This window comes from Cyanobacteria bacterium FACHB-DQ100 (assembly GCA_014695195.1).
In the GTDB taxonomy this organism is placed as follows: domain Bacteria; phylum Cyanobacteriota; class Cyanobacteriia; order Leptolyngbyales; family Leptolyngbyaceae; genus Leptolyngbya.
Map to the genome: position 1 here is coordinate 52,882 of JACJNW010000034.1, position 17,843 is coordinate 70,724.

Here is a 17,843-nt window from a genome sequence, read left to right on the forward strand (position 1 = left end):
CGTAAAATTGCCCCGAACGCAAATTGATTATTATGTTCGGAGGACTTATATGAAACGTTTAATGGCGCGTGTCTTTGCAGTGCTTGTTGTCGGTTTGATGGCATGGACAGGCTTCTTTATGCCTGCTTATGCAAATGTGACACTTCAACCGCCCGGAAGTGAAGAAGTCATCAGCCCAGATGGACAAGAGTATTCCAGCCGCCAAGAAGCTTACGAAAAAGCGATGGAAGCTGCAAACGATCCGAAGGGCTTAGACAAAGAATATGAGAAAGATCTCAAGATCTTCAAGAAGGAAAATCCTGATCAAGCCAACATCATCGAAAAGGCAGAAGCGGCAGTTGAGAAGGTTGTTGGTGATAAGTAATTAGATTCTGCATCAATTCTCATCGGCGATCGAGCTTTCAAACTCGATCGCTTAGCCTACTGCTTTCCACGATCGCAATCCTTCCAACACCTGATCGGTCGTCGCTGTCCATCCGACGATGCCACCTTGCGCCCGCATCATTTCTAAGGTCGCTTGCTTAAACTCAGCAAAATAGCTCTCGGTTGCATCTTCAACCAACAAACATTCATAACCACGATCGTTCGCCTCACGCATCGTCGTTTGAACACAAACTTCTGTTGTTACGCCTGCAATCAATAAATGCGTAACGTTGCGCGCAATCAAGTGCATCTCTAAATCAGTATTGTAGAACGCACCTTTTCCCGGTTTTGGAATCAAGACTTCTCCAGGCATCGGTGCAAGTTCTGGAATAATTTCATTTCCAGGTTCCCCTAAGACTAGAATTCTCCCCAATTTGCCAGAATCGCCGATCGTCAACTCTCCCCGACCGCGCTTCAACTTCGATTTGGGACAATCAGATAAGTCAGGCTGGTGCCCTTCTTGGGTATGAAAAATCGGGACATTGAAAGCGCGACAGCCTTCGAGCAAGCGTTTCACAGTCGGAACGATCGCCGTTAATCGCCCGACGTCATTTCCTAACACTTCGCCAAATCCACCCGATTCAAGAAAATCGCGCTGCATATCAATCACAATCAACGCGATTTCCGAATCGATCGGTAGCTCATACTCGTAAGGCTGTGCGGCAATAAATGTCATAGGTTCTAGAAGGGAATTCCTTGTCCCTTAGATGGTAAGGCTTTGAGATAGTGCAGAAACTCGATCAATTCATCCTCATCTAGCTCAGCACGAGTTTTTTTACCGTAAGTGTCTTGAAGATACGTGCTTCCTTGTTTCTTTGTCCAGCCAATCCGCTCAATTTCTGTACCAATTTGCGCGATCGCATCGGATAGATCGATCGGTTCTGGTGCAGGCAGTTCTGGCTCATCGTCTTCAAAATCCGACGCGAAATCGATCGTCGGGTTCGCAGGCTCACGAGTGATTTCTGGCAGTGCAGATTTAATCTCTGGCATATCTAAGCCCGGAAATGACAGCAAATCAGGAACTGGAGCCACTTCATCGATTGGTTCTTCTTTTTTCTTGCGAACCGTTTTCTTGGGAATTTCAGGAACCAACGCTTCAACGGCAGGTAATGGAAGATCGGGAATTGCCGCTGTAAAACTCGGTTCGACTTCTTTAGGAGGTTCCATCGATCGCGCCGCCACATCAAATGTAGTTGCGCCTCCGGTTGGCGAAATTCCTAGCACCTCCATTGCTCGAACCCGCGCTCGATCTTCTGCAACTTCGATTTTTTCAGCCGCCGCCATTCCGGTAGCCATCGTCGTGGTTCCAACCTGGACGATGGCTCTGACCACAAACTGTCCATCATGAATTTGAACCAGTTCCGAAATCAGCGCTCCTTGCGGAAAGCGGCTTCTGAGTTGGGCAAATAAGCTGTGCCCTTGAGAATATTGTGCGATCTGGTCGTCAGCAGAAGAAAACATAGCGGAATTTGTCGAAATAAGGTTCGCGATCATCTTTATTTTAGAAGGGAAACAATATAGGCGCTTTGATCGGGAAGTCTATAGGTTACAGGATGATCTGAAAATTCGATCGCTCTAAAATAAAAAAGAATTGAAACGTTTTGTACAGCACCTGACATCTAAAAATTCTATTGTTATAGTGAAGCCTTCAGCTGACCGCTTTTCCCCAGATTTCTTTGACAATTCAATGTTTTACAAAAACGTGCCAGAGGGTCAAGAACCGATTCGGGTTCACTTCGAGCGCCAGATTAAACGCATCCAACGCGATGTATTGCGGATGGGAGCATTGGTCGAACGATCGTGCTGTCTCGCTCGCGAAGCCCTATTCGATCGCAATCTCGCTGCCGCTGACCAAATTCGCAAACTCGATAAGAAAATCGATCGTCTCTACAAACAGATCGAACTCGATTGCGTCAATCTAATCGCGCTGCAATCCCCGGTGGCTCAAGATCTAAGGCTACTCAGCGCTTTGATGCAGCTTGTCCGCGACCTAGAGCGAATTGGCGACTATGCTCAGAATTTAGGCGATGTCGCAGTGCAGTTGTTTCCGTATCCTGAATCGCCGCACCTGGGTAAAATTCAGCAGATGTTCGATCGCTGTCGGGCAATGTTAGCCCTTAGTTTAGAGTCGCTGTCCGATCTCAACGCTGAATTGGGTTTAGATGTGCGTCAGCGTGATGATGTCGTGGATTCAGACTACGAAACGCTTTATAACTTATTGGCGCGTCAGAAAGATGTAAAGGGCATGATCGAACCGATCGTGCTGCAAGTGCTGATCATTCGCCACTTAGAGCGCATGGCAGATCATGCGGCAAATATCGGTAAGCGAGTGGCGTACATTGTCACGGGCAAACGCTAATTTTTTCCGGGCGATTCTATCTAATCAAACAATCGCCCGATGCAAACAATCTGGTTTTACGCTTTTGCGAGTGCAGGTTCACGCATCAGGGGTGCAATTGCATCGATCGCAGTTGCACCATAGACTTCGCAAGAGTTATTCGGACTCTCGATTAATTTCACTTTGTACAACTGTGCCCCGATTTGACAAATCGGCTCCTCAAGCAAGTCGCGAATGTGAACGGCGATGTTTTCTGCGGTGGGCACAACTTTCTCAAAATAAGGGATATCTTTGTTTAAGAAAGTGTGGTCGAAAGGTTCTACAACGTAATCATCAACCGCTTTCTGGAATGCGACTAAATCTGCAATCATTCCCGTTCGCTGATCCATTTCACCTTTGATTGTGACTTCAAGGTGATAATTGTGACCGTGACCATTGGGGCGGGCGCATTTGCCGTAGATTTCGCAGTTCTGCTCAAAACTCAGATCAGGACGAGCGAGACGGTGAGCAGCGCTAAAGTGAGTGCTGATGGTGAGGTAAGCTTCCATGTTGTTTCCTAGATAATCTGCCCAGAGTTCAGGATGTTCGTAAAGTCGGATTTTGACAATCGGCAAGTGCGGCGCGAGTCGATACCAGATCGATCGAGCAATATTTTCAGTTGTGGGAAGGGTTTGCTGGAACTCTGTCCACGCGTCATTTAGATAGGAAAAGTCAAGCTGACTGGTGACTTCGCGCTTGATCACATGCTTGACATCCGACAGATTGAGTACCATGCCATATTCGTCTAGATCCCCCAGCATTGAGACGTACACGACATAGTTATGCCCATGTCCGGGAGCGCGCGTACAAGCCCCGAATCGCTCGACGTTTTCCGCCTCGCTCAGTTCTGGCAGATAGTACCGATGGCTTGCCGAAAACTGGGCGCGGCGATCGATGATACATTTCATAGAAAGGTTGGGAGTTTAAAAAACTTCATACACCTTTAGGATAAGCTCTCCCGGTTGGGAATGCGTTTAAATTTGTGGGGCGTTTAGAATCTGATTCACGCTTTGATCAAACATTGGGACGATCGACGATGGAACTTTCTCATCGCCTCTCAGCACTTGATCTTCGTATTGACCGTTTACCCAGGTACAGAGAGTAATTTGCTGTTCTTGCGGATCAATAATCCAATATTCGGGAATGCAGCGAGCGGCATACTCGGTGCGTTTGTGGCGATAATCCCGATCGCGATTCACTGTGCCGGGTGAGACGACTTCGATGACGATCGCGGGTGGCGGCATATCATGAGTGATGGTTGCTCGTGTTGCTTGGTTTAGTGCTGCTTTAGACTCCTCGGTATGAAGAATTAAATCAGGCAGTCGGCATCTGGCTTGTCTGCCGGACACTTCAATCTCAGTATCTTTGTAGGCAATCAGCCCGATCGGAAAATGCTTGAGAAGCTCAAAAAAGATGCGCTTAGCAACATCGTTATTTTGCTGTGATTCTGGCGGCATTTCGATTAGTTCTCCGTCCACAAGTTCGTATCGCGTATCTGTGCCGTCGTCGTAAGCCAGATACTCCTCAAAAGTGAGTTTTTTCGTTTGAGCCTGAGTCATGGTGTTCAAGCGCGTCGATCGGAGTTGTTTCATTCTATCTCAGCAGTTCGGCGACTTTCTCCAGTTGAGCGAATGGCGGGAGTTCCGCAGAGATGTTAGGCAGTGTGACGATCGTTTTGTCTACACATGAATCGAGCCGATCAACCGCTCGATTGTGAACGATGTAGCGCTGATAGACTTGCAACTGTTCGAGCGATTTGATCAGACGTTCGGTTTCGGCAAGGATGGTCGATCGGTTTTGCATAACGGCGATAAACTCTGTATGTTCAGGATTTTGCAGTTTTTTGTGGGTTTGCACAACTCGCTGACGCAAAGTTCTCAAACGGCTCATGAGTTCCGTATGTCCAGCAACATCTTGATATTTCAGCCAGAGTTTGAAAATCCAAGCTAACCAGTTTGACAAAACGGAAGGCATTTCGAGGAAGCGCAACAGGTGTCCCGTCGGAGCGGTATCCAGAATAATCAGGTCTTGAGCTTGCGAGTCTAAAAGTTCCATCACCTCAATTAGAGAGAGCATTTCTTCGATTCCGGGGAGGGCTTGCGCCATGATTTTGCGCCATGCCTCCGGAGTGTAGGCAATTTGCAGAGTTTCGTCTTGAGTTGTGCCGCTCATCATGTCGGCTAACTCCCACAGGTAGGTCGATCGAAACTCGTCGAGCATTTCACGCGCATCTATTTCCTGAGCGCTGAGGTTGGATAAGATTTCGGTGGGTTGATGTCTGAGTTGAGTGCCGAAGGCATCGCCTAATGAATGTGCTGGATCAATCGAAATCACCCGAATCTTTTTATCGGGATGCTGTTGCGCCAGATTGAGCGCGATCGCGGCTGCAACAGTTGTTTTTCCAACTCCGCCTTTACCGCCGACTAAAATCAGCTTGCGACCTTCTAGGATGAAATCTGCGAATTTAGTCGAAGGTTCAACGAAGTGAGAAGTTAAAAGTGAACCTGAAAGACCAATTTGCAAGATTAAGCGATCGATCGCGCTTGCTCCGATCGGTTCTTCGAGCTGTTGTGGAATTGTGATAATAGACCCAGGTTCAAAGCTGTATTGAAACTTCTCAATCAGCATTTCGCTCTCAGAATTAATTTGATTGAGAAACAGTGCCCCGAATGGAACCTGTAGCGTTTCCAGAGATTTTAGAAAGCGTTCTGATTCACATAAACTCAACCATTCTGCGATCGCTACAATAAAGCAAGCAGCGCGCGATCGATCTTGCAGCAATTGCCGTCCGTCTGTTAAGTCACGCTGCATCGATTCGAGAAAACGATCGACCTCATCGGGAGTGTAGCGTCCGGTAAAGGTTTCGCTGATGGTGCGATGTTTTTGCTGAAAGAGTTCCAATGCAGATAGAAACTCTTGGAGAAAATCCATGAGATTAAACAGCGCTAAGGTGTGACCGCTCGGAGCCATATCTACCACAATGCGATCGACGATGCGATCGTTCAGAAGTCGCTGAATTTCGAGAATTCCCATCAGTTCATCGAGTCCCGACCAGCCCAGATCCCACACCGAAGACAAATCTCCTTTCTCCGCAAAGCTGCCCCGCTCGACTAACCGTTCCAGAATCTCACCATAGTTCGCCTTAAACTCCTTCAGCAGCAGTCCCGCATCTAATGCCCTGACGCTTAAATTGGGCAAATCCTCAACTGTTTGAGCCGTGTTGCTCACTTCTATTTGCAGCACATCGCCCAGTGAATGCGCTGGATCAGTTGAAAGGAGCAAAATTCGCTCCTTGGGAAACTGTTTTGCCCAGTGTCGTGCAAATCCACTAGAGAGCGTTGATTTTCCCACGCCTCCCTTCCCGCTAAACATTGCTAAATGTAGAGAATTAAAGGAGTTTAGAGTTTTCATCGTTCAGAAGGGCGAGTTTGGGCACAATCACTCATAGTCTTCCCCAAAACCCGACCAATTATGAGTGAGCTATTTAAAGGATTTGAGCAACTATTAGAACTTGCCAAACTGCTCGAAGAAAAAGCAGAAAAAGGTGAAATCAAAGCCAATGTGCAAGTGAATCGGGCAGCTTTTAGCAGCATTCCTCGCAATACAGGAATTGGCGTGAGCCGCCCTCAACCCGCTCAGCCTTCTGCTCCAGAGGTGGTGATTACGCCCCCGCCTGCAAATCCTGTGTCGCTACAAAGCATCGGGGGATTGGGTGATGTCTTGAAAGAGTTGCGGGAATTGGTCGAACTGCCGCTGAAGCGACCAGAAGTTTTAGAAAAATTAGGGCTTGAGCCTCCCCGCGGAGTGCTGCTTACAGGTTCACCCGGAACCGGAAAAACCTTGACCGCCCGATCGCTCGCTAACGAATTGGGCGTGAACTACATTGCGATCGCCGCTCCCGAAGTCATGGGCAAATATTATGGGGAAGCAGAAGCCCGACTTCGCAGCATTTTCGAGAAAGCGGCAGCTTCGGCTCCCTGCATTGTGTTTATCGATGAGATTGACAGCCTTGCGCCCGATCGCGCCAAAGTCGAAGGCGAAGTCGAAAAGCGCGTTGTGGCTCAGTTGCTCACCTTAATGGATGGATTCGCGCAAACGAAAGGTGTGATTGTTCTCGCAGCAACGAATCGACCGGATCATCTCGATCCAGCCCTACGGCGACCGGGACGCTTTGATCGCGAAATCCAATTCCGAGTGCCCGATCGCAGCGGACGCTTAGAAATTCTCAAGATTCTGACGCGATCGATGCCGCTCAATTCTGTGGATCTTGATGCGATCGCAGATCTCACGGTCGGCATGGTCGGTGCAGATCTCAAAGCAGTTTGTCAAAAAGCAGCTTATACCGCCTTGCGACGACAAGTACCTTCATTAGAAGCAGTTCCGAATGAATTGATGATCGAACAGACGGATTTTCTGCAGGCACTCAAAGAAATTAAACCTTCGGTACTGCGATCGGTTGAAGTTGAATCTCCTAACGTTTCTTGGGAGCAGATCGGCGGACTCGAAGACATCAAACGCACCTTACAAGAAGCCGTCGAAGGTGCAATGCTCTATCCTGAACTGTACCAGCGCACTGGAGCGAAAGCACCTCGCGGCATCTTACTGTGGGGACTGCCCGGAACAGGTAAAACTTTGTTAGCCAAAGCCGTTGCTTCTCAAGCCAGAGCAAACTTTATTACGGTGAATGGTGCAGAGTTGATGAGCCGCTGGGTCGGAGCCGCAGAACAAGAAGTTCGCGATTTATTCAACAAAGCGCGTCAAGCTTCGCCCTGTGTGGTGTTCATTGATGAAATTGATACGTTAGCCCCTATGCGCGGTAAGTTTAGCGGCGATTCGGGGGTGAGCGATCGCGTCGTCGGTCAACTCCTGACTGAACTCGATGGTCTACAAGACTGTGGCACAGTGCTATTGATCGGAGCAACGAATCGCCCTGATGAACTCGATCCAGCTTTACTTCGGGCTGGACGGTTAGATTTACAAATTCAAGTCTCTCTACCGGATCAATCCAGTCGTTTGGAAATTCTCCGAGTGCATAATGCCGATCGACCTTTAGCCGAGGTTGATCTAGACGTGATCGCCCATTCAACCGAAGGCTGGAACGGTGCAGACTTGGCGCTTTTGAGTAATCAAGCCGCGCTGCAAGCTGTTCGACGCTATCGCGCTTTAGGCATGAGCGAACCGACTGACTTACAGATTACCGGAGAAGACTTCGCGATCGCCTATCAAGCCTTACTCAGTCAGCGACGTTAGCGGAGTCTGTCTTCTGGTTTACCAAGTTATCTCGATCGGAAGAATCTTACAAAGGTCGATCGAGCTATCGTCTAAACCAGAAATGAATTCAGAGTAAACACCTATGACAAATAATCCAGACTTATCCTCCCCTGAAACCGCTCAACCTGGAAGAGGTGCAGCAGGAAACGATCATTGGGCTGTTCAAACCGCACAGCCGACTGATGTCAATGCTCCGGATGAACGCATTCCCTCTGGGGTCAATGTTGAAAAGAACATTCATCAGCTTGAAGAAGCAGTCGAAGCAGAATCTGACACAGATCTAAAGACAACCGATGGCTATGTAATCACTGAGTCTGGTCAGATCAACAATTTTGCAGTTGAACCCCCGATGTACTACGAAGATAACAACGGTAATCGCGTCGATTTACCAAGCTAGTTGCTTCGTTTGAAGTGCAGTAACCAGAAGTGCAATAACTAATCGGCGGTGAGAGGCAGAATGAATCCAAGCCTTCGCCGCTTTCGGTTGGTCAATTTTCTACAGGCTGCAGTGTTGTAGAGCTAATTTGGCATCAATGTTAATACTCTAGGTTTATTCCTTAGAGCGACGAGTATCAATTAATGTCCAGTGTTGCTGAATTTAGAGCCTGCTTAAAATTACTGACTGTCTTCATAGAAACACAAGCAATTTAATATTTTTGCTGAAGCATTGTTTCTCTCCAGACTAGATGCGACACGACGGCTACCGCTGTTTGGGTTTGTCATTCTCAACGTTAAAAATTCCCCTAATCTTCGTATGTATTCTCCTCAATCGTTTGATGGGCAAAAAGTTTTAGTAACTGGCGCAACGGGTTTCATAGGCTCTCATCTTTGCCAGCGCTTGATTCACTGTGATGCCACTGTATATGGCGTGTCTCGCTATAAGCAATTCTCTGAAGATGGTTCGATTCAATGGTTACAGGCAGATGTCAGAAACTTTGATGAAATGCAGCAGATTTTTACGAGCATTAAGCCCGATATTGTCTTTCACTTAGCGAGCTATGTTTCGGGTTCACGCAGTATCGATGCTGTGCGATCGACTCTCGAAAACAATCTCCTCAGCACCGTGAATCTATTAACCCTAATGGCGGAAGCCGGCGGACGCAGAATCATTTTGGCAGGGTCACTGGAAGAACCAGATGTAGGCGATGCTCCGATTCCTTCATCACCCTATGCCGCAGCGAAATGGTCGAGTAGCGCTTATGCGCAAATGTTCTATCAGCTTTACCAAGTGCCGATCGTCAATGCGCGAATTTTCATGGTGTACGGCCCTGCTCAAAAAGACATCAAAAAGTTAATTCCCTATGTGACGCTTTCGATGCTGGAAGGAAAAGCACCCGAACTCAGCAGCGGTCAGCGACAAATCGACTGGATTTATGTCGAGGATCTCGTCGATGGCTTGATTGCAACCGCCCAAGCGCCCGGTGTCGAAGGCTGTACATTCGAGCTAGGGTCAAGCACCTTAACCCCAATTTCAACCCTTGTCGAGCAGATTAATCAATTAATTAATCCCAGCATTCGACCTCAATTTGGAGCATTACCCGATCGACCGATGGAACAAGTCCGGGCAGCAAAGATTGCACAATCAATATCAAAGCTAGGCTGGAAGCCAAAAACCTCTCTACAGCAAGGTTTGAGAAGAACTGTCGAATGGTATACCGCCCATCGGGATCTATACGTCCTCTAATCGTGTAATTCTGCCACAATGAGATCAGCACCTTGAAGATTTGTGAAAATTATGAGTTTCAGCCTACAGCAGATTTCCCAACACCTCGAAAGCACCTCCAGTCGCGATCGCATGATTGCTTTAGCGAACCTGCGAGAAGTCCCTGCAGAAGATGCCGTACCGCTGATCAAAAAGGTGCTGAACGACGAGAGTTTACAAATTCGATCGATGGCAGTCTTTGCGCTGGGAATTAAGCAAACTGACGAATGCTTTCCAATCTTGCTTAATATTCTTGAAACCGAGAAAGATTATGGCATTCGCGCAGACGCCGCAGGTGCTTTAGGATATCTCGAAGATATCAGAGCCTTCGAGCCGTTAGTGCGTGCCTTTTATGAGGATACAGATTGGCTGGTGCGCTTTAGTGCGGCGGTGGCGCTGGGAAACCTGAAAGATTCACGAGCGCGGGAAGTGCTCTTGCAGGCATTAGACAGCGAAGAAGTAGTGGTACAACAAGCTGCGATCGCGGCGTTGGGAGAAATTAAAGCCGTCGATACCGTCGATGCGATCCTGCGATTCGCCCAGTCCGAAGATTGGCTTGTGCGGCAGCGGCTTGCAGAAGCATTAGGCAACCTGCCGAGCGAAAAGAGCCATTCTGCTCTGCGCTATTTGGAGAAAGACAATAATTCCAACGTGGCAGAATCGGCGCGGCTTGCCTTAAAGCGGTTGAGCGAGTCTGAAGCGGTTTAACCGGATCAGGCAGGGGCTAGGGAGAAAAGATTGACAAGCTTCCCTTCAATTGTGTAAGTTGCATGACTTAGGGATGCCAGTCCGATCGAGTACATCTAATAACTGACCCTAACCCCATCTTCATCATGAAATTGTCGCTTTGGACACGCCTTTCGAGCTTTTCTAAACGAATTGCTCCTCGATCGCACTGGAAACGATTCGCGCTTTTTGGTTTGTCCCTCGCTGCAACCGTGACGATTGGGGCTTGCGCTGGAATGATTCCGACTCAAATGGCAACGATCGCGCCGCCAACCTTGATGGAGGTGATTGAAAAGCCACCAACGCTGAAATCGAGCCTTAACGTTGCGATCGCTCCAATTTGTACGCAAGGGGCGCAGATTGGCTATCAAGCTTCGACTTCGATTCCTCAAGATTTCAAGCCTGTCACGTTTAACGCTGAATCGAAGCAGTTCGCTGAAGCCTGGAAAGCCGAGTTTGCAGAAGCACCCTTTCCGCAAATTAATGTGCGGGCGCGATTGGCAAAGGTGCCGATCATGATGTATCACGACATTGTGGCACAGAAAGAAGTGTTCTTTGATGTCACGCCCGAAGAGTTTGAGGCGCACTTAAAGCTGGTCCAGAAAAATAATCTCACTCCGATTAGCTTTGATCAGCTTGTTGAGCATCTGAAGACGGGAATCCCGCTGCCTGCAAAACCGATCGTGCTCACCTTTGATGATGGATATTTAGGTCACTACAAGTTTGTCTATCCCTTGCTGAAAAAGTACGGCTACCCCGCAGCATTCGCGATCTATCCTGCCAAAATCGACAAGCCTAGAGGTCGTCCCGGCATGACCTGGGAGCAAATCAAGGAGATGTCGGCTGATCCTTTGGTAACGATCGCTTCGCATAGTGTGAATCATCCGCGTGATCTACGCGAAATCAAGGAGGATGCCAAGTTAGCGTTTGAAATGACCGAATCGAAGCGGGCGCTAGAGGAAAAACTCGGCATTCCGATTAAGTATTTTGTCTATCCCGAAGGCAAGAACGATGAGCGGGTGCAGCAAGCGGCGATCGCGGCCGGCTATCAAGCAGCTTGGACAATGAGCGATGAGGCAAACCTTTTTGCCGCTGAATCCGAAAACCTATTTAACGTCTCGCGAATTGGACAATCTCAGATCGAGAAAGTGATCGAGGCAGCAAACGGTGGCCCACCCGTGGCGTTGATTAAAGATGGACTGAACTTTAGTGCACCTGTGGAGTTGATTAAAACTACGGTCAACAAAGTGCCCCTGATCATGGCAGCAGGTGGAAAGCCAACTACGATTCATGCAGACAGCCGTTACCAGGTTGGAGAAATCATGAAAGGCACTCCGGCGATCGCGGGTGTCGATGGTGGCTTCTTTTCATTAGAGGCGCTGAACTCGAATAAGATGATTGGCCCTGTGATGAGTTCTCAAGCTGGAACGTTCGTGCCCGCACCTCAAGGGACGCTGACAAAGCTGGAAGGACGACCGCTCGTTTTGATTAGCGAGCGCACGATCAAATACGTTCCGTTTGACCCGCTGAAGCATAATACCCGCGAAGGCATTGCCTCTGAATTAGACGGGGTTCAAGATGCGTTTGTGGCTGGGGCATGGTTGGTGAAAGATGGGCAACCGCAATCTGCTGAAACTTTCCGGGGACTGTTTGGCTTTGATGCAGAGCGCGATCGAGCGTTTTGGGGAATTGATCAAGCCGATCGTCCGTTAGTTGGAGTTTCGGGCGATTACGTCAACTCGGTGGCGCTGGGTGAAGCGCTGGCAAAAGCGGGACTCAAAGAAGCGGTAATGTTGGATTCTGGGGCGAGTGCATCACTGGTGTACAAGGGTGAATCGATGATGAGTTATACGCCGCGTCCGGTGCCGCATATTGTGGCGCTGATGCCGCCTGTGCAGACCGATTCCTCATCTTGTAAGACTGCTGCAAATCCGTAAGTAAAGGTAGCGCGATCGGTGCGATCGTATCGGTGCGATCGTATTGTTTCGATCGTGCTGCATTTATTTTTAACACGAGCGGAATTTCTGGTAGCGGCGCAATTAATCGCGTCACTACCAGAATCTCTTGAGAAACTCTAAACATTCTCCCCAGACTTCCGCGCAACTATGGCAGAATAGACCGGATGCAGTTTTGGCGGGGTCGACACAGAAGTTTATGACTAAATTTGTATTCGTTACGGGTGGCGTTGTTTCTAGCATTGGAAAGGGGATTGTAGCCGCGAGTCTCGGACGATTACTCAAGTCACGAGATTACTCCGTGTCGATCCTCAAGCTCGATCCTTATATCAACGTTGATCCGGGCACGATGAGTCCGTTTCAACATGGGGAAGTGTTCGTCACCGAAGATGGTGCAGAAACAGACCTCGACTTGGGACATTATGAGCGCTTTACTGATACATCCATGTCGCGGTTGAATAGCGTCACAACCGGATCGATCTATCAAGCGGTGATTAATAAAGAGCGACGGGGTGATTACAACGGTGGAACCGTTCAGGTCATCCCGCATATCACCAATGAAATCAAAGAGCGAATTCTGCGCGTCGCTCAAAACACAAATCCCGATGTAGTGATTACTGAAATTGGCGGAACAGTTGGTGATATTGAATCGCTGCCTTTTCTGGAAGCAATTCGTCAATTTCGTAAAGAAGTGGGGCGGCGGAACGTGATGTATATGCACGTCACGCTGATTCCCTGGATTCCAGCAGCAGGCGAAATGAAGACAAAGCCGACTCAACATTCGGTGAAAGAGTTACGATCGATCGGCATTCAACCCGATATTCTCGTCTGTCGCTGCGATCGTCCTTTGCCATTGGGAATGAAAGAAAAAATGTCGGAGTTCTGCGATGTTCCGGCAGAGTGCGTGATCACTTGCCAAGATGCCCGCAGTATCTATGAAGTCCCCTTACGCCTGGAAAAAGAAGGACTCGCAACGCAAGCGATCGATCTTCTACAACTCGAACAACGCACTCCAAATCTCAGCCAGTGGCAAACCTTGGTTGAACGTCTTTATCAACCTTCACAAGAGCTTGAAATCGCGATCGTTGGAAAATATGTTCGTCTATCCGATGCGTACTTATCGGTCGTAGAAGCGCTAAAACACGCGGCGATCGCAACCGGAAGCGCCTTAAACCTGCGCTGGATTAACTCAGAAGAAATCGAAGAAAAAGGAGCCGAACATTACCTTGCAAACGTGGATGGAATTGTCGTTCCGGGTGGATTTGGCATTCGTGGGGTCGATGGGAAAATCGCGGCGATCGAATATGCCCGCACTCATAACATTCCATTCCTCGGATTGTGCTTGGGAATGCAGTGTTCGGTAATCGAATGGGCGAGAAATGTCGCGCATATCGATGGCGCTCACAGTGCAGAATTTATTCCTGATGCCAAAAATGCAGTCATTAACTTACTGCCAGAGCAGCAAGATGTCGTCGATTTGGGTGGAACGATGCGACTCGGTTTATATCCTTGTCGCTTGACTCCAAACACACTAACGTTATCGCTTTATGGAAAAGAAGTGATCTACGAACGTCATCGCCATCGTTATGAATTTAACAACGCATACCGGAATCTATTTTTAGAATCGGGATATGTGGTGAGTGGAACTTCTCCCGATGGTCGGCTGGTTGAAATTATCGAGCTTCCAGGGCATCCGTTCTTTATTGCGACCCAGTTTCACCCAGAGTTTCAGTCTCGTCCGAGTACGCCGCACCCCCTGTTCAGAGGATTCATGCAGGCAGCATTAAATCGAGAAATCGAAATTTCAAGAGGTAAAGTCCCCGTCGAAGCATAAGTTGAGTTTCGCTGGATACCTGCTTTGATAAGAGTTTTGCGGTTGAATGGAAGTTGACTTCCATTCAACTTCTCTATGGAACGATCGCTCGATCGACTAAAAGAACTCGCTGCCCTTTTCTTCAAGCTGGGGGTAATCGGGTTTGGAGGCCCCAATGCCCATATCGCCATGATTGAAGCGGAAGTCGTGGGCAAACGCCAATGGCTGAGCCGAGAGCACTTTCTCGATTTGCTTGGAGCAACAAACCTGATTCCAGGACCTAACTCGACCGAGATGGCGATTCATATCGGCTACATTTATGCGGGTTGGCTGGGCTTGATTGTGGCGGGCGTAGCATTCATTTTTCCGGCGGTCTTGATCACGGCTGGGTTTGCTTGGGCTTATGTTGCGCTGGGTGCGGTGCCGCAGTTTGCATTTTTGCTGTATGGCATCAAGCCTGTGGTTTTGGCGATCGTAGTCGATGCCCTGTGGCGATTGGGGAAAAAGGCAATCAAAACGCGCAAATTGTTTGTGATTGCGATCGCCATTGCTTTGCTGCTTTGGTTAGGCAACATCAGCGAAATCATTGCGCTTCTTATCGGCGGGGTGCTGGGAATGATTTGGCTGCGATCGCCCGATCGCCCTCAACAAACAAAAGAAGAAGCAAACATTTTAATCGCAAGCATTGTCACTAGCAGCACCTTGAAGGCAACGGCAGCAATGACCGCCGCATCGCAGATCTCACTGTGGCAATTAGGTTTATCGTTTTTGAAAATCGGCAGCATTTTGTTTGGGGGTGGTTATGTGTTGCTGTCGTTTGTGCAGGGTGAGTTTGTGCAGGGATACGGCTGGTTAACGCAGCAGCAGTTGTTGGATGCGATCGCGATCGGACAATTTACTCCAGGCCCAATTCTCTCGACCGCAACGTTTATTGGTTACGTGATTGCAGGGCTTCCGGGCGCGATCGTCGCAACTGTGGGAATTTTTCTGCCTTCTTTTATCTTTGTCGCTGCCTTAAACCCAATCATTCCGTATTTGCGTCGCTCAAAATGGGCATCTGCATTTCTGGATGCGGTGAATGCCAGTGCGTTGGCGCTGATGACAGTTGTAACTATCCAGCTTGCGATCGCAACCTTCAGCAAATCAAGTGCGCCTTATGTTGATGGTTTAGCGGTTGCGATCGCGCTCCTGAGTGCAGTGTTGGCGCTTCAATTTAGAGTCAGTGCCGCTTGGCTGGTATTGGGAGGAGCTGCAATTGGATGGATTGCCTTCACCTTAGGCTATGTTCGATAACGGTTGTTCCGATTAGTATCGTGGGCATCTTATAGGCATTGTGACTACTCAGAGCTTTCCCGCAATGAAGCCCCAGCGATTCCTCAAAGGTAAGTCGTTTCCATTACAGATTGTTCTTGTCGTTCCCTTTGTGCTCCAAACTTTTGCAGCCGTGGGTCTCGTGGGATATTTGTCGTTTCGGAACGGTCAAAGCGCGGTTAACGAACTAGCAGAACAACTGATCGATCGGACAACTGATGTTGTTGATCAACATCTAGACTCCTATCTCGCCGTTCCCCAAAAGCTCAATCAGGTAAATGCGGCAGCCATTCGTCGAGGAACGCTGGATGTAAGGAATCGCGAAGCAATGGGACGGTATTTCTGGGATCAAATGCAGGCGTATGACCTCAGTTATATTGGCGTTGGATTAACTGACGGTACGGGAGCGGGATCAGGTCGTTTTGATGGCACTGTGACCGTTGACGAATGGACTGCAAAATCACTCAACAATCTGACCAGCTACGCGACGGATCGCCAGGGCAACCGGATTGGAATGAAGAGCCGTTGGACTGCTGACAATTTCAGCGAATCTTGGTATACCAATCCAATGGCGGCGGGTAAACCGATTTGGGGAGGAACTTTTGCAATTAACCTGCCAACCGGTCCTTATATCGCTGCGGCTGCGGGTCGCCCAATCTATGATGTGCAAAATCGCTTACTCGGCGCTATCACAGCGGAAATCCATCTCTTGAAACTGAGTGACTTCCTACGCCAGTTAAACACGGGGCAGGTGTTTATTGTTGAGCGCGACGGCAACTTAATTGCGAACTCTAGTCCAGCAAAGCCCTTCACCCTCGTTAACGACAAAATTCAGCGCTTGCAAGCGATCGATAGCCCCGATCCGATTGTCCAAACCGTTGCCAAGCACATCCAAAGCACCCAAGGATTTCAGTCAATCGCTCAATCCTCTTTGCTTGAGCTTGAGATTCAGGGAGAACAGCATTTTGTCAATGTTGTGCCCTGGCGTGACGAGTACGGCTTAGACTGGCTGTTAGTCGTGAGCGTACCGGAGCAGACCTTTATGGCGCAGATCAACGCCAATACACGCACGACGATCGCGCTCTGTTTTGGTGCATTAGTGATTGCCTCGTTGATGGGAATCTTCACAACTCGTTGGATTGCTCGTCCGATTCTTCGCCTCAATCGAGCGAGTGAAGCGATCGCCGTTGGTCATCTTGACCAAACTGTGGAATCTAGCAACATTAACGAACTCAATGCTTTGTCCAGCTCTTTCAATCACATGGCAGGACGGCTAAATGAGCTATTCACCGCACTAGAACACAGCAAGAACGAATTAGAAGATCGCGTCGAGGAACGCACCGCTAAGCTGAAGGATGCGTTGGCAGAATTGCAGCGAACTCAAGCTCAAATGGTGCAAAGCGAGAAAATGTCGAGCTTGGGGCAATTAGTTGCTGGAGTTGCACATGAGATTAACAACCCTGTCAACTTTATTCACGGCAATCTTAAGCATATTGCGGAATACGCTCAGGATTTATTAGCGTTTGTGCAGTTGTACCAACACTATTATCCCGATCCGGTCACTGAAATTCAAACCCTGTCTGAAGACATTGATCTAGAGTTCTTGCAGCAAGACCTGCCGAAAGTCTTGTCTTCGATGCAGCTTGGAACCGATCGCATTCGCCAGATTGTGCTGTCTTTGCGGACTTTCTCGCGCATGGATGAAGCCGAGTACAAAGAGGTCGATATCCACGAAGGCATCGACAGTACACTGCTGATTTTACAGCACCGCCTTAAAGCGACCTCTCGTCGATCGGAGATTAAGGTAATCAAAGACTACGCAACCTTACCGCACGTCGAATGTTATGCGGGACAAATCAACCAAGTGTTTATGAATATCCTGGTGAATGCGATCGACGCAATCGAAGACAACATTGCAAAACAAGCGTTCGACAACAATCTTGGTCAAATTACAATTCGCACTTCGGTTGTTGATAGGGCATGGGTTGAGGTGGCGATCGTCGATAATGGATGTGGTATTCCTCCAGCCGTTCAGCAACGGATTTTTGATCCATTCTTCACCACGAAATCTTTAGGTAAAGGAACCGGAATGGGAATGGCAATCAGTTATCAAATCGTGACCGAACAACATCACGGCAAGCTGGAGTGCTTTTCCACCGCTGGGGAAACAGAGTTTATCGTCCGGATTCCACTACAGCAGCAATCGCATCCAGAAAATCAGCAGGCACAAAGACTTGTCGGATTGCACTGAGGTCAGGATTGCAA

Annotated in this window: 15 protein-coding genes; 10 read left to right on the forward strand and 5 right to left on the reverse strand. The window is 48.6% G+C overall.

Annotated elements, in window-relative coordinates:
• The first annotated feature begins 49 nt into the window (after positions 1–49).
• The gene (locus tag H6F51_19080; protein ID MBD1824575.1) at positions 50–364 is read left to right on the forward strand and encodes a hypothetical protein; all 315 of its coding nucleotides are present in this window, start codon (positions 50–52) and stop codon (positions 362–364) included.
• A gap of 51 nt (positions 365–415) precedes the next feature.
• Here H6F51_19080 and H6F51_19085 read toward each other — a convergent pair whose 3' ends face one another.
• Complete coding sequence (locus H6F51_19085) at positions 416–1,099, reverse strand: cysteine hydrolase (protein MBD1824576.1); 684 nt, start codon at positions 1,097–1,099, stop codon at positions 416–418.
• Between the two features lie 5 nt (positions 1,100–1,104).
• Entirely contained in the window at positions 1,105–1,884 is a 780-nt protein-coding gene (locus H6F51_19090; GenBank protein MBD1824577.1) for a hypothetical protein, read from the reverse strand.
• Between the two features lie 226 nt (positions 1,885–2,110).
• On the opposite strand from H6F51_19090, the gene phoU reads away from it, so the two are divergent.
• On the forward strand, positions 2,111–2,782 hold the full coding sequence (gene phoU / locus H6F51_19095; protein ID MBD1824578.1) for a phosphate signaling complex protein PhoU: 672 nt from the start codon (positions 2,111–2,113) through the stop codon (positions 2,780–2,782).
• A 56-nt stretch (positions 2,783–2,838) separates the two neighbouring features.
• Here phoU and H6F51_19100 read toward each other — a convergent pair whose 3' ends face one another.
• The 3 genes from H6F51_19100 to H6F51_19110 all read right to left on the reverse strand — a co-directional run bounded on the left by H6F51_19100 (position 2,839) and on the right by H6F51_19110 (position 6,172).
• Positions 2,839–3,708 carry a 6-carboxytetrahydropterin synthase gene (locus tag H6F51_19100; GenBank protein MBD1824579.1) on the reverse strand — a complete coding sequence of 290 codons (870 nt, stop codon included), beginning with the start codon at positions 3,706–3,708 and terminating at the stop codon, positions 2,839–2,841.
• Between the two features lie 66 nt (positions 3,709–3,774).
• On the reverse strand, positions 3,775–4,359 hold the full coding sequence (locus H6F51_19105) for a Uma2 family endonuclease (protein ID MBD1824580.1): 585 nt from the start codon (positions 4,357–4,359) through the stop codon (positions 3,775–3,777).
• A gap of 34 nt (positions 4,360–4,393) precedes the next feature.
• Complete coding sequence (locus H6F51_19110; protein ID MBD1824581.1) at positions 4,394–6,172, reverse strand: ArsA family ATPase; 1,779 nt, start codon at positions 6,170–6,172, stop codon at positions 4,394–4,396.
• A gap of 99 nt (positions 6,173–6,271) precedes the next feature.
• Here H6F51_19110 and H6F51_19115 point away from each other — a divergent pair, with 99 nt between their 5' ends.
• The 8 genes from H6F51_19115 to H6F51_19150 all read left to right on the forward strand — a co-directional run bounded on the left by H6F51_19115 (position 6,272) and on the right by H6F51_19150 (position 17,829).
• Positions 6,272–8,050: an AAA family ATPase gene (locus tag H6F51_19115; protein ID MBD1824582.1), complete on the forward strand. Its 1,779-nt coding sequence runs from the start codon at positions 6,272–6,274 to the stop codon at positions 8,048–8,050.
• A 103-nt stretch (positions 8,051–8,153) separates the two neighbouring features.
• Positions 8,154–8,468 (forward strand): hypothetical protein, encoded by a 315-nt coding sequence (locus H6F51_19120; GenBank protein MBD1824583.1) that lies wholly within the window; start codon positions 8,154–8,156, stop codon positions 8,466–8,468.
• Positions 8,469–8,825: 357 nt separating this feature from the next.
• Positions 8,826–9,755, forward strand: a complete 930-nt coding sequence (locus H6F51_19125; GenBank protein MBD1824584.1) for an NAD-dependent epimerase/dehydratase family protein — start codon at positions 8,826–8,828, stop codon at positions 9,753–9,755.
• 48 nt (positions 9,756–9,803) lie between these two features.
• Positions 9,804–10,481: a HEAT repeat domain-containing protein gene (locus H6F51_19130; GenBank protein ID MBD1824585.1), complete on the forward strand. Its 678-nt coding sequence runs from the start codon at positions 9,804–9,806 to the stop codon at positions 10,479–10,481.
• Between the two features lie 125 nt (positions 10,482–10,606).
• Complete coding sequence (locus H6F51_19135) at positions 10,607–12,436, forward strand: polysaccharide deacetylase family protein (GenBank protein ID MBD1824586.1); 1,830 nt, start codon at positions 10,607–10,609, stop codon at positions 12,434–12,436.
• 217 nt (positions 12,437–12,653) lie between these two features.
• Entirely contained in the window at positions 12,654–14,288 is a 1,635-nt protein-coding gene (locus H6F51_19140) for a CTP synthase (protein MBD1824587.1), read from the forward strand.
• A 75-nt stretch (positions 14,289–14,363) separates the two neighbouring features.
• Positions 14,364–15,560: a chromate efflux transporter gene (gene chrA / locus H6F51_19145; protein MBD1824588.1), complete on the forward strand. Its 1,197-nt coding sequence runs from the start codon at positions 14,364–14,366 to the stop codon at positions 15,558–15,560.
• A gap of 64 nt (positions 15,561–15,624) precedes the next feature.
• On the forward strand, positions 15,625–17,829 hold the full coding sequence (locus H6F51_19150; GenBank protein MBD1824589.1) for a HAMP domain-containing protein: 2,205 nt from the start codon (positions 15,625–15,627) through the stop codon (positions 17,827–17,829).
• Positions 17,830–17,843 lie beyond the last annotated feature (14 nt).